We start from the raw sequence: 12,777 nt of genomic DNA, 5'->3' as shown, positions 1-12,777 counted from the left end.
TTTACCGGGTACCCGTTTTTTTCATTACATTACAACGTATTTTAACGTTTAAAGTGGCCTTATTTTTTAATTTGAAGGTACTTTTATATTATTGCGGAATTCATTGAAGTAATTATTTTACAGAATTTTGCGTATTTAGCAGGACAAAAGAAGCATACATGGCAAAAAATCTAGTTATAGTTGAGTCCCCGGCGAAAGCCAAGACCATTGAAAAAATTTTGGGCAAAGACTTTGAAGTCAAGTCCTGCTTTGGGCACATCCGTGACCTGGAGAAGGACGACATGGGGATAGACATCGAAAATAACTTTAAGCCTAAGTATGTGATCCCGGACGACAAAGAAAAAATAGTAAAGGAACTGAAGAAGCTGGCCAAGGATACCGACGAGGTATGGTTAGCAACGGATGAGGACCGTGAAGGAGAAGCCATTTCCTGGCATCTGTGTGAGGTGTTGAACCTGGACCCTGCCACTACTAAAAGGATCGTTTTCCATGAAATCACTAAGCCGGCCATTGAAAATGCGGTACAGCATCCACGCACGCTGGACATGGACCGTGTAAATGCCCAACAGGCCAGGCGTATATTAGACCGTATCGTAGGTTTCGAAATATCCCCGGTGCTGTGGCGCAAAATGAGCATGCGCAATTCCCTCTCCGCCGGCAGGGTACAATCTGTAGCGGTGCGGCTCATTGTAGAAAGGGAAAGGGAAATCAACGCCTTCCAGTCGGTAAGCACCTTTAAAGTAGAGGCTTATTTCACAGGCAAGGATATTAACGGCAAAAACATTTCCTTCAAAGCGGAAGGCCCCGGTAAGTTTAAAACAGCCGAAGATGCCGAAAAATTCCTGCAACAGTGCATCGGCGCCGCCTATACGGTAAAAGACATCCAGGTAAAACCCGGCAAAAAATCGCCGGCAGCGCCTTTCACCACCTCTACCCTCCAACAGGAAGCCAGCCGTAAACTAGGCTACAGCGTGTCTAAAACCATGTTGCTTGCCCAGAAACTGTATGAAAGCGGAAATATTACCTATATGCGTACCGACTCTGTAAACCTGTCGGATACCGCATTAACAGATATAGAAAAAGCCATTAAAGGCAGCTTTGGCAATAAATACCATCAACACCGCAAATTCAAGAATAAAAATGAGTCGGCCCAGGAAGCGCACGAGGCCATCCGTCCTACCTACATGGAAAACACCACTGTAGAAGACAGCGATACCCGTAAGCTGTATGAGCTGATCTGGAAACGTACCATCGCCAGCCAAATGGCAGATGCCGAACTGGAAAAAACTATCGCTAAAATCGATATTTCCACTAACCACGACGAGCTGACCGCCAGCGGGGAAGTACTGAAATTCGACGGCTTCCTGAAAGTATATATGGAAAGCCACGATGACGAGGATGAAACAGAAGAACAAGAAGGTTCCCTGCCGCCACTGGCCGTAAAACAATCGCTGGACCTGAAAGAAATGAAGGCCACCGAAAGGTTCTCCCGCCCGGCGCCCCGCTATACGGAAGCCAGCCTGGTAAAAAAACTGGAAGAACTGGGCATTGGCCGCCCTTCTACTTATGCCCCTACCATTACCACTATACAGAAACGCAATTATGTGGAAAAAAGGGACAAAGAAGGCATCAAGAGAGATTTCCGCATACTGGTGCTCAAATCAGATAAGATCGATAAACAAACCGAATCGGAAAATACCGGCGCAGAAAAATCCAAACTGTTCCCTACCGATCTGGGCATGATCGTGACCGATTTCCTGAACCAGTACTTCAATAATGTAATGGACTACGGCTTTACCGCCAAAATCGAAGGAGAATTCGACGAAATTGCCCACGGTAAAAAGCAGTGGAACAAAATGCTGAAAGAATTCTATTCTCCTTTCCATAAAGATGTGGAAAACACCCTGGAAAATGCAGAAAGGGTAAAAGGAGAACGCCCACTGGGTATAGACGCCGCCAGCGGCAAGCCAATCGTAGCCCGCATGGGACGTTATGGCCCTATGATCCAGATCGGCAGCGTAGATGATGAAGAGAAGCCCCGCTTCGCTAAATTAAAGGCTACCCAGAGCATTGAAACCATTACCCTGGAAGAAGCCATGGAATTATTTAAACTACCCCGTAACCTGGGTAAATTTGAAGATTCCGATGTAACCGTAAATATTGGCCGCTTCGGCCCATATGCCCAGCATGATAAGAAATTCTATTCCCTGAAAAAGGAAATGGACCCTTACACAGTAGAACTGGATGAAATAGCGCCGTTAATTGTAGAAAAACGCTCTGCCAAAGACGAACGCACCATCAAAATATTTGAAAAAGAAAAAATCCAGATACTCAAAGGACCTTATGGTCCATATATTAAACAAGGACTCAAAAACTACAAAATACCTAAGGAAAAAATCGATACTGCGGCTGATCTAACGGTAGAGGAAGCCAAGGCGATCATTGAAGACGTCAAAGCCAATCCACCGAAAAAGAAAGCGCCGCCCAGGAAGAAGAAAGCCGAATAACACAGTGGTACAAATCCGATGAATATGTGGGCAACAATAATAACTGCAGCGTGGTTGATATGCTTATTATTTAACTTGCCAACAGGATCTCGTTATTTGATGATTATCACATGATCATAATAATGGTATGAACGAAAACAGAGAAATAAACGCTTTGTTCCACCTGTTGGATGATCCGGATCTGGAGGTATTTGATACGGTTGCCAGTAAAATATTACTCTACGGTAAAGATATCATTCCGAATCTGGAGAATTTGTGGGAGAATACAATTGATGAAGCTATTCAGGAAAGGATAGAACTGCTGATCCACCGGGTACACTACCAGGATCTGCAAACTGCGTTACGCGAATGGGGCCTTTCAGAAGCACAGGGATTGCTGCAGGGCGCTATCCTGGCTGCCAGGTACCAGTTCCCCGATCTCCTGGAAAACCAGGTGATTACGGAAATTGACCGCATCAAACGTAATATCTGGCTGGAACTTAATAATTACCTCACACCGCTGGAACAGATCAATGTGCTCAACAGCATGATCTATAATTACTTTGGCCTTAAAGGAGAAGAAGTGTCCTATCAACGGAAAAACCAGTTCTTCATCAATCAGGTCATAGAATCCAGGAAAGGTAACCCGGTTACCAATGGCATCATCTACCAAAGCCTTTGCGCTATGCTAGATCTGCCGGTATACGCCGTAAATATTCCCAGACAATTTATCCTGGCTTATTTCGATACCTATATCGATTTTTCCGCACCAGTAGAACCTAACGACCTGCGCATCCTGTTTTTTATAGATCCTATCCAGGGCCAGATATATACCCAACAAGATGTAGATACCTACCTCAAAAGGGTGTCTGTTCCTTCGGTGCCTTCATATTTTAAACCCCAGTCTAACAAACGCATTATACAGTTCCTGCTGGAAGAGCTGTCCAAATGTTTTTCTGATGATAAAGACAGTTACAAACAAGACGAGTTGATGAACCTCGCCAGTATACTTGGTGAGTAACACCAATTCATCCCCCACATAAAAAAGGCGCAAAATAATTTTGCGCCTTTTTTATGTGGGGATAATTATACCAACATAAAAAGCCCACCGCAACGCGATGGGCTTTTTATTTCTTGCAAGAAAGATATATTATGCAATATAATACTCTTACTTAGCTGGAGTTGCAGCAGAATCAACTGGAGCAACAGCAGAATCAATAGCAGCAGCAGAATCAGCTGGAACAGCAACAGGAGCAGCGTTCATAGTGTCAGCTGGAGCAGTAGCAGTAGAATCAGCAGCAGGAGTGCTACCACCGTTACAAGCTACGAAGAACATACCAGCAGCGATAGCGAATACGAATAATTTTTTCATTTTAATTTGTTTTATTTTTTAAAACCGGCGCAAAGGTATACAAATTTTATAAAATACAAAATCTATATACGTTCTTTTTAAGTTAACTTTTATTTTTTTCTGAAAAAGATTTTCAGCGGCACTCCAGTAAAGTTAAACTTCGAACGCAGCTGGTTTTCCAGATAATTACGGTAAGGTGTTTTCACATCGTCTGGCAGGTTACAGAAAAAAGCAAATGCCGGCGTATATGTTGGCAACTGGGTAACGTATTTGATACGGATAGGAATTCCTCTTACTACCGGTGGGTGGTAAGATTCGATTGCCTTCAACATCACTTCATTTAAAACAGAAGTCTGAATTCTGCGGGTACGGTTGTCGTATACTTCCAATGCCGTTTCTATGGCCTTGAAAATACGTTGCTTCTCTGTTACGGAAGTAAAGATGATAGGCACATCAGAGAAAGGCGCCAGGCGATCTTTCAATTGCTTCTCGTAATCCCTCGCCGTATTTGTAGCTTTCTCCACCAGGTCCCATTTATTCACCAGGATCACTACACCTTTTCCTTTGCGGGCAGCCAAACTAAATATGCTCAAGTCTTGCGCTGTAATGCCTTTTTCCGCATCCAGCAGCAACATTACTACATCGGCTTCATCCACCGCTTTAATGGCGCGGATCACAGAATAAAACTCCAGGTCTTCATGCACTTTCGCTTTACGCCTGATACCAGCCGTATCGATGAGCATAAAATCTTTCTGGAACATATTATAGTGCGTATGAATGGTATCGCGGGTAGTGCCGGCAATATCAGACACAATGTTACGCTCTACGCCCACCAAAGCATTCAGCAAAGACGACTTACCCACATTAGGTTGCCCGATGATCGCTATTTTAGGCAGGTCTGTTTCCAGTGTTGCCTCTCCCATGTCGGGAGTAATATGGCTCACCACAGCATCCAGCAATTCGCCGGTACCGCTGCCAGACATAGACGAAATGAAAAAAACATGTTCAAAGCCCAGGCTGTAAAACTCTGTTGCTTCCAGCTGGCGCTGACTATTATCTACTTTGTTCACTACCAGGTACACGGGTTTGGAGGTACGTCGCAGGATATCTGCTACATCTGCATCCAGATCGGTGATACCAGTAGTTACATCACACATAAAAATGATCACATTGGCTTCTTCCATAGCCACTTTGGCCTGCTTGCGGATTTCCCGCTCAAACACATCATCACTGTTGGTGACAAATCCTCCTGTATCAATTACGTTGAAGGTTTTACCGTTCCAGTCGGCAATACCGTATTGACGATCGCGGGTTACACCGCTTTGGTCGTCTACGATGGCCTTACGCTGTTCCAGCAAACGATTAAATAACGTTGATTTGCCTACGTTTGGGCGTCCCACAATAGCTACTGTAAATCCAGCCATTTCAATAATTTTTTCGTACTAACCTGAACGATATGTCCAGGAATTTTTTAATTAATATCCATATTCCTTCAGGAACAGGTCATTATCCCGCCACTTGCCCCTTACTTTCACAAACAGTTCCAAGAACACTTTCCGCTCAATAAATTTCTCTATCTCTTGGCGTGCCCTGGTGCCCAACTCGCGGATCGATTTTCCTCTCTCACCCAGGATAATGCCTTTCTGTGTATCGCGGGTAACGATGATCTCGGCAGTAATTTTGGTGAGCGTATCCTTTTCCTGGAATTGGGTAACTATTACGGTGGTATGATAAGGGATCTCCTCTTCAAATAATTCGAATATTTTTTCGCGGATCATTTCCGCTACAAAAAAGCGTGTAGACTTATCCGTTAGTGTATCTTCCGGATAAAAAGGATTGGCTTCGGGCAGCAGTGCTACAATCTCTGTGAGGAGTTCCTTAATGCCCTTTTGCTGCCTGGCGGAAATAGGTACCACCGCTTTTGCTTTTCCCCATGCTTTAGCGCGTTCCAATAAAATGGTCATCTCCTCTTTGGCGATATTGTCCATTTTATTGAGCACCAGGATTACCGGCACCTTCAGTTTCAGGGAATCGAACAGCTCCAGGTTTTCTTCCAGAGAGTCTTTCACATCCATGATCAACAGTGCCACATCCGCATCTTCGAGCGCAGATTTCACAGCGCCCATCATTTTCTCATGCAATTTATACTTCGGATCTATAATACCCGGTGTATCAGAAAACACGATCTGATATGCAGGGTCTGTTAATACCCCGGTAATACGATGCCGCGTGGTTTGCACTTTAGGGGAGATAATAGCCAGCTTTTCGCCAATAATAGCGTTCAATAAGGTACTCTTCCCTGCATTGGGCTTACCAAAAATATTTACAAAACCTGCCTTATGCATGATAATAATTATAAAAATACATTCACTTCACAAATGATCAATAACCAGCCTACCCAGTTATAACAACAGCTGAAACCCACTGCTTGTTATAGTATAACACTGGCTTACCCCAAATAAAAAAAGCCGAATTTCTTCGGCTCTTTATCTTTTAGCTTAGCGCTGCTTGTAGCGAGGAGCGGATTCGAACCACTGACCTTCGGGTTATGAGCCCGACGAGCTACCTCTGCTCTACCTCGCAATGAGGGTGCAAAGATACACTTATTTCAATTCGCACCAAATATATTTTAATAAAGTTGAAAGCCAACCATAAAAGGCTGGCTTTCACATTGGAATGCATAACATAATTTATCAAAATGGAAGATCGTCAGCGGGCTGTTCCTGCACAGGTTCGGCTTCCGGAACAGGCACATCAGTTACAGTAGCCTTTCTCTTTTCTTCTTCCCGCCGGCTGAGCAGCTGCAAAGAAAACACCCTTAACCTCAATGCGCCGGATAAAGCGCCGGTGCTGTTACTTACATAGGCCTCCACGCGGGGAGCGCCTTCTACAAATACCATCACCCCTTGTGTTAAATAAGGAGCTACATTTTCCCGGTCCCACAGGGAACAATCTACCCAGGTGGTCCTTTCTGCCAGTATGCCCTGCGCATTTTTAAAACGCTCATTAACGGCTACGGGGAAATTGAAAACTACCGATCCGTTGACTTCTTTTTTCACTACGTCCCGGCCCAAATGGCCGATTAACTGAAGCTTGATCATCAGCAATAAAGATTTAAATGATTAAAAATTTATACCTGCTGACTGAGAGAAGTATCTATGGAAATTACGCAAATTTCTTCCTACCGAAAAATAAATACTGTTTTTTAATGAATACAGCTATACCTTTGCCATCCGCATAAAGTAAGCAGTATGTTTACCTGTTTATCAACCTACTATTGCTTTACTGCCTTGTATATACGCCCCTGGCGGGCAATACAAAATACATGGGGTGCCTTACTTTCAGGCTGAGATCACACCCAATGAACCTAGACCAGGTAATGCTGGTTAGGAAATGCTTTAACAGAAAACGGACATATTTACATGAAACAGCTAATGTTATTGGTGCTGCTATCTATAGCAGGCACTCTACATGCACAATCCCTGATTACTGGTACTGTTACCAGTAAAGCCAACGGACAGCCACTGGAAGGCGTTACCATCTCTATCCACCAAACCGGCGCCCTTACCGACAGCAAAGGACATTACAGCATCCATCTGCCTAAAAAAGGTACCTATACTTTAACTGCCAGCTTTATCGGCTTTAAATCCTATACCACTACCATCGATACTAAAAATACCGGGCATGCCGACATCGCCCTGGAAGCCACCAGCCTGTTTGTAAAGCCGGTGGAGATCAGCAGTTTGCGTGCTGGTAAAAACGCTCCTTTCGTAAATACCACTATTACCGCTGCTGATATTAAAAAAGAAAACCTTGGCCAGGATCTGCCCATACTGCTGGATCAACAACCTGCCGTTGTTACTAATTCCGACGCAGGTACCGGTATTGGCTATACAGGTATGCGCGTACGCGGCTCAGACATTACCCGCATCAACGTTACAATTAACGGTATTCCCGTAAACGATGCCGAATCGCAAGGTACCTTCTTTGTAAACATGCCAGACTTTGCATCGTCTGTTAGCAGCATACAACTGCAAAGAGGCGTGGGCACCTCTACCAACGGCGCGGCCGCTTTTGGCGCTACCCTTAACCTCAGCACCAATGAATTCAACGAAAAAGCATATGGCGAAATTAGTAACAGCTACGGTTCTTTCAACAGCTGGAAGCATACGGTAAAAGCAGGTTCCGGCCTTATCAACGATCACTTCACGATCGATGCCCGCCTCTCTAAAATCTCGTCTGACGGCTATATAGACCGCGCCTCTTCCGACCTGCGCTCGTTCTATACTTCTGCAGCGTATATCGCTGATAAAACCGCTATCCGCCTCAACGTTTTCTCCGGAAAAGAAAAAACTTACCAAGCCTGGAATGGCGTACCGGAAGCCCTGTTGAAAACAGACCGTACTTACAATTCTGCCGGTACCGAAAAACCAGGCGCCCCCTACAATAATGAAACAGATAACTACCAACAGGACCACTATCAATTATTCCTCAACCAGGAAATAAACTCCCATCTCAACTTTAACGTAGCATTGCACCTTACCCGCGGCCGCGGCTACTACGAACAATATAAGGCCAGTCAATCTTACGCAGATTATAACCTGGAAGCACCGGTAATCAACGGCGACACAGTGCATACTACCGATTTAGTACGTCAGCTGTGGCTCGACAATTACTTCTATGGCACAGTGTTTTCCATGAACCGTACCGGCGAAAAGTTCAACTGGAGCTTGGGTGGTGGCTGGAACCGCTATACGGGCGACCATTACGGCAAAATCATCTGGGCCCAGGTAGGCATCAACAAAGATGATCAATATTACTTCTACCCTGCCGCCAAAAACGATTTTAATATTTACTGGAAAGGCGAATATAAAATCACTACCGGCCTGAGCGTATTTGCGGATATGCAATACCGTAATATCATGTACCATATGGATGGCTTCGAAGATGCACCCTCCTATATCGCACATGTAAATTATAATTTCTTCAATCCTAAAGCGGGTATTTCCTATAATATCAATGCAGCCAACCGCGTGTTTGCATCCATTGCTATTGGGCATAAAGAACCTAACCGCGATGATTTTGCAAACAATTATGGCACAGCTGTACCCAAGCCGGAAGAATTGCGCGATATCGAAGCTGGCTATACCTGGAACAATAAAATCGCTATTATCCAGGCAAATGTTTACTACATGAACTATAAGAACCAGTTGGTGCAAACCGGTATGCTTAACGATGTAGGCGCTTATGTACGTACCAATATCCCTAAGAGTTACCGCATGGGTATTGAGGTAAACGGTAATGTGAAGCTGGGCAATATCTTCAGCGTAGCCGCTAACGGTGCATTGAGCCGCAATAAGGCATTAAACTACCATTCCGTTACTTACGATGAAAACTATGAGCCGCACACAGAGGTGTTCAACAAAACAAATATTTCCTTCTCCCCTACTTTCGTAGGCGGTATAACGTTAACGGCTAAACCAGTCCGCAACCTTAATATCGATCTATTAGGAAAATATGTTAGCCGGCAGTACATGGATAATACCTCCAATGTATCAGGCAGCCTGGACCCTTACTTCGTGAGCAATTTGCGCCTCAACTACGAGGTACCGCAGCATTTGTTCCGTGAACTGGGATTACAGTTTATGTTAAACAATATCTTCAATAAAAAGTATGCGCCTAACGGCAGTACCTATCCCAGCTTTGATCTGGCCAACAACCGTGTAGCGTATGATAACTACTACTACCCGATGGCAGGCACCAATTTCTTTGCAGGGATCACTATAGGTTTTTAACCAGGCCTATACAAAGCCTTACCGGGTATCCTATCCGTGTAAGGCTTTGTTATTGGTGAGGATAAACATAAAAAAAGCAGACCAGAGTGGTCTGCTTTTTTATATAGTTATTATTCATTCAATCAACTGTTCAATAATTGCTCCAGGGCTTTATCTACTGTATCAAAGGGGAAACCTTTTATTACAGCATCCATCTGAGCAGCAATTTGTGCCGTACATAAGTTGCCAATACTGCCGGCATGCGTATGCGCCACTTCTTTTTCCGGTGAGAAACTACCATTTTCTATATCCATACCCACTTTCTTATAAGCTTCGCGGAAAGGAATACCCTGTAATACCAGGTTATTGACTACTTCTACGCTAAACAGGTATTGATATTTTTCATCGTCCAGGATATTTTCCTTGATACGGATATTTTCCAACATCAGACGGCTCATGCGGATACAATCTTTCAAGGTTTGAAAGGCCGGGAACAGGTTTTCTTTCAACAATTGCAGATCGCGGTGGTAGCCGGAAGGCAGATTGGTGATCATCATGGCGATTTCATTCGGCAATGCCTGTAATTTATTACCATGAGAGCGGATCAGTTCCCATACATCCGGATTCTTTTTATGTGGCATGATGCTGGACCCGGTAGTTAGTTCGTCTGGAAAACTAATAAATCCGAAATTCTGGTTCATGAATAAACAGGCATCCATCGCCATTTTAGCAATGGTGGCAGCGATACCTGCCAGGGCAAAAGCCACTAATTTTTCTGTTTTCCCCCTGCCCATCTGTGCATATACTACATTATAGTTAAGCGCATCAAATCCGAGCAACGCGGTGGTCATCTCACGGTTAAGGGGGAACGAAGAACCATAGCCAGCGGCAGAACCCAATGGGTTTTTATTTACCACACGGTATGCACCCTGCAACATCGTAAGATCATCTACCAGGCTTTCTGCATAAGCGCCAAACCACAACCCAAAAGAGGAAGGCATAGCGATCTGCAGGTGAGTGTAACCCGGGATCAGGTGATTTTTATATGCTTCGCTCTGTTGCTGCAGCAGGTGGAACAATGCCAATACTTCCTCCACTATTGTTTGCAACTCGTGGCGCAGGAAGAGTTTCAAGTCTACCAACACCTGGTCGTTGCGGGAACGGCCACTATGTATCTTTTTGCCTACTTCACCCAAGCGACGGGTGAGCAGCAGCTCTACCTGTGAATGAATATCTTCTACTCCTTCTTCCAACTTAAAATCACCGGACTGGATTTCCTGGTAAATATGGCGGAGTTCTTTCTTTAAAACAGTCAGTTCCTCCGCTTCCAGCAAACCAATACTTTGCAGCATAGTGATATGCGCCATAGAGCCCAGCACGTCGAATGGCGCCAGGTAGGCGTCCATTTCCCGGTCTTTTCCCACGGTAAACTGTTCTACAGCAGCCAGGGAAGCTTTATCTTTTTGCCACAATTTCATGATGTTATAATTTTCTGCTGCCCGCAGGCAGCTATCCCTAAAAATCGTATTTATCAAATATCCGTTGTTTCACTGCCAGCCACTCTTCTTTCACGATGCTGAAATAAACGGTATTACGCACCCTACCGGTGCTGGTGATCATATGCCGGCGCAAAATACCTTCCTGTGTACAACCGATACTCAGGATGGCGTTACGCGACTGGGTATTCAATTCGTCGGTTTTAAGTTCCACGCGGTTCATGTCCATCACCTCAAAAGCATGCTGCAACATCGCAAATTTCATGGCTTTATTCAATCCCGAACCCTGCAGGGAAGGGGTAATCCAGGTGGAGCCAATCTCTAGGCGTTTATGCGGCAACGTGATTGCAGCGTAACGGGTAGAACCGGCTATGCGGTTTTCCTTCTTGTCGAAAACTACAAACGGAATAGCTGTTTTTGCCGCCCGTTCTGTTAACGCTACCTGTATATATTTTTCCAGGCTGGCATCATCGGTGAGCTGCGACATACCTACTTCCCAAAGCGAAGGCTCCAATGCCAGCGGCAGCAGCACTTCCTTGTGGCTGGTCTGCAATGGTTGCAGTAACACGCGTTTATTTTCGAGAACAGGCAAAAAATCCATATTACTGTATCATTTCAAGTAACCTGATATAACTGTTGATACCTTCCCTGATCTCGTGCAGGTAAACGTATTCATCTGCCGTATGTGAACGGGCAGAATCGCCTGGTCCCATTTTCACGGAAGTAGCGGGTATCAGCGCCTGGTCGGAGGTGGTAGGTGAACCATAGCAGGTTTTACCGATGCTCACCCCTGCGAGCACAAAGGGATGATTCATTGGAATAAAGGAAGGTCGCATACGCATAGACCTCGGCTTTACCTCGCAGGAAACGTTCGACTGTATGATCTCCAGCAGCTCTTCCAGTGTATATTGATCTGTAGCCCGTACATCTACCACAAAAGAGCAATCGGCCGGCACTACATTATGTGCTTTATTAGACGTATTGATAACGGTAACGCTCATTTTCACCGGTCCCAGGGTTTCTGACACACGGGGAAAACGGTAATCTTTAAACCAATTAAGGTCGGGCAATGCTTTATACAAAGCGTTTTCGCCTTCTTCACGGGCAGCATGCCCCGCCTTACCATAGCTAGTGCAATCGAGCACCATCAGGCCCTTTTCTGCGATAGCCAATTGGGTTTGTGTAGGTTCTCCTACAATAGCAAACTCAATAGATGGCAATTTGGGTAAAATACTTTCTATCCCGTTTACTCCGCTGATTTCCTCTTCTGCCGTAGCAGTAAGGATAATATTATAAGTGAGGTCGCTGCGGTGGTAAAAATGCAGGAACGTAGCGATCAGGCTTACCAAACAGCCGCCAGCATCATTGCTACCAAGCCCGTAGAGCTTACCATCTTCCACATCCGGACTAAAAGGATCACGGGTATATTGCGGATTGGGCTTTACGGTATCATGATGCGAATTCAGCAAGATATTACGCTTGGAAGGATCGTAATACTTATTGAAAGCCCAGATATTATTGAGGTGCCGCTCATGCGGAATATCCATGGCTGTCAGAAATTCGCTGATCAGTTGTGCGGTGCCGTCTTCTTCGCGGCTCAACGACGGGGTGGCTATCATCTGTTTTAACAGCGCCACCGCCACGTCATATAGTTTTTCGTTCCACATAGG

10 protein-coding genes, 1 tRNA gene and 1 riboswitch are annotated in these 12,777 nt (G+C 44.9%); of the genes, 3 read left to right on the top strand and 8 right to left on the bottom strand.

Annotated elements, in window-relative coordinates:
• Positions 1–158: 158 nt before the first annotated feature.
• Together topA and ACDQ55_RS13185 are read left to right on the top strand one after the other, a co-directional pair.
• Entirely contained in the window at positions 159–2,507 is a 2,349-nt protein-coding gene (topA, locus tag ACDQ55_RS13190; RefSeq protein WP_420981864.1) for a type I DNA topoisomerase, read from the top strand.
• 127 nt (positions 2,508–2,634) lie between these two features.
• On the top strand, positions 2,635–3,507 hold the full coding sequence (locus ACDQ55_RS13185) for a transglutaminase family protein (protein WP_420981863.1): 873 nt from the start codon (positions 2,635–2,637) through the stop codon (positions 3,505–3,507).
• Between the two features lie 147 nt (positions 3,508–3,654).
• On the opposite strand, the gene ACDQ55_RS13180 is transcribed toward ACDQ55_RS13185, so the two are convergent.
• From ACDQ55_RS13180 to ACDQ55_RS13160, 5 genes are all read right to left on the bottom strand, one after another.
• On the bottom strand, positions 3,655–3,858 hold the full coding sequence (locus tag ACDQ55_RS13180) for a hypothetical protein (RefSeq protein WP_420981862.1): 204 nt from the start codon (positions 3,856–3,858) through the stop codon (positions 3,655–3,657).
• A gap of 89 nt (positions 3,859–3,947) precedes the next feature.
• Positions 3,948–5,261, bottom strand: coding sequence for a ribosome biogenesis GTPase Der (gene der / locus ACDQ55_RS13175; RefSeq protein WP_420981861.1), 1,314 nt, complete (start codon positions 5,259–5,261; stop codon positions 3,948–3,950).
• A 51-nt stretch (positions 5,262–5,312) separates the two neighbouring features.
• A complete protein-coding gene (gene era, locus ACDQ55_RS13170; protein ID WP_420981860.1) occupies positions 5,313–6,182 on the bottom strand; it encodes a GTPase Era in 870 nt (289 codons plus the stop codon).
• Between the two features lie 166 nt (positions 6,183–6,348).
• A tRNA-Met gene (locus ACDQ55_RS13165) sits at positions 6,349–6,420 on the bottom strand.
• Positions 6,421–6,530: 110 nt separating this feature from the next.
• Entirely contained in the window at positions 6,531–6,938 is a 408-nt protein-coding gene (locus tag ACDQ55_RS13160; RefSeq protein WP_420981859.1) for a single-stranded DNA-binding protein, read from the bottom strand.
• A 215-nt stretch (positions 6,939–7,153) separates the two neighbouring features.
• Positions 7,154–7,248: riboswitch (TPP riboswitch) on the top strand.
• A gap of 11 nt (positions 7,249–7,259) precedes the next feature.
• On the opposite strand from ACDQ55_RS13160, the gene ACDQ55_RS13155 reads away from it, so the two are divergent.
• The gene (locus ACDQ55_RS13155; protein WP_420981858.1) at positions 7,260–9,632 is read left to right on the top strand and encodes a TonB-dependent receptor; all 2,373 of its coding nucleotides are present in this window, start codon (positions 7,260–7,262) and stop codon (positions 9,630–9,632) included.
• Between the two features lie 122 nt (positions 9,633–9,754).
• On the opposite strand, the gene argH is transcribed toward ACDQ55_RS13155, so the two are convergent.
• Genes argH through ACDQ55_RS13140 form a run of 3 tightly spaced genes read right to left on the bottom strand, consistent with a single transcriptional unit; the run spans position 9,755 to position 12,774 of the window.
• Positions 9,755–11,089: an argininosuccinate lyase gene (gene argH, locus ACDQ55_RS13150; RefSeq protein WP_420981857.1), complete on the bottom strand. Its 1,335-nt coding sequence runs from the start codon at positions 11,087–11,089 to the stop codon at positions 9,755–9,757.
• A gap of 37 nt (positions 11,090–11,126) precedes the next feature.
• A complete protein-coding gene (locus ACDQ55_RS13145) occupies positions 11,127–11,708 on the bottom strand; it encodes a GNAT family N-acetyltransferase (protein ID WP_420981856.1) in 582 nt (193 codons plus the stop codon).
• Position 11,709: 1 nt separating this feature from the next.
• Positions 11,710–12,774, bottom strand: coding sequence for a M20 family metallo-hydrolase (locus ACDQ55_RS13140; protein ID WP_420981855.1), 1,065 nt, complete (start codon positions 12,772–12,774; stop codon positions 11,710–11,712).
• Positions 12,775–12,777 lie beyond the last annotated feature (3 nt).

This window comes from Chitinophaga sp. 30R24 (assembly GCF_049056765.1).
GTDB lineage: Bacteria > Bacteroidota > Bacteroidia > Chitinophagales > Chitinophagaceae > Chitinophaga.
Note: the sequence above shows the minus strand (reverse complement) of the source record. Positions and strands in the feature narration are given on the sequence as shown.

Excerpts from the sequence above, each read along its gene's own strand:
- topA (WP_420981864.1), top strand. The coding sequence starts at position 159 with ATGGCAAAAAATCTAGTTATAGTTGAGTCCCCGGCGAAAGCCAAGACC.
- ACDQ55_RS13185 (WP_420981863.1), top strand. The coding sequence starts at position 2,635 with ATGAACGAAAACAGAGAAATAAACGCTTTGTTCCACCTGTTGGATGAT.
- ACDQ55_RS13180 (WP_420981862.1), bottom strand. The coding sequence starts at position 3,858 with ATGAAAAAATTATTCGTATTCGCTATCGCTGCTGGTATGTTCTTCGTA.
- der (WP_420981861.1), bottom strand. The coding sequence starts at position 5,261 with ATGGCTGGATTTACAGTAGCTATTGTGGGACGCCCAAACGTAGGCAAA.
- era (WP_420981860.1), bottom strand. The coding sequence starts at position 6,182 with ATGCATAAGGCAGGTTTTGTAAATATTTTTGGTAAGCCCAATGCAGGG.
- ACDQ55_RS13160 (WP_420981859.1), bottom strand. The coding sequence starts at position 6,938 with ATGATCAAGCTTCAGTTAATCGGCCATTTGGGCCGGGACGTAGTGAAA.
- ACDQ55_RS13155 (WP_420981858.1), top strand. The coding sequence starts at position 7,260 with ATGAAACAGCTAATGTTATTGGTGCTGCTATCTATAGCAGGCACTCTA.
- argH (WP_420981857.1), bottom strand. The coding sequence starts at position 11,089 with ATGAAATTGTGGCAAAAAGATAAAGCTTCCCTGGCTGCTGTAGAACAG.
- ACDQ55_RS13145 (WP_420981856.1), bottom strand. The coding sequence starts at position 11,708 with ATGGATTTTTTGCCTGTTCTCGAAAATAAACGCGTGTTACTGCAACCA.
- ACDQ55_RS13140 (WP_420981855.1), bottom strand. The coding sequence starts at position 12,774 with ATGTGGAACGAAAAACTATATGACGTGGCGGTGGCGCTGTTAAAACAG.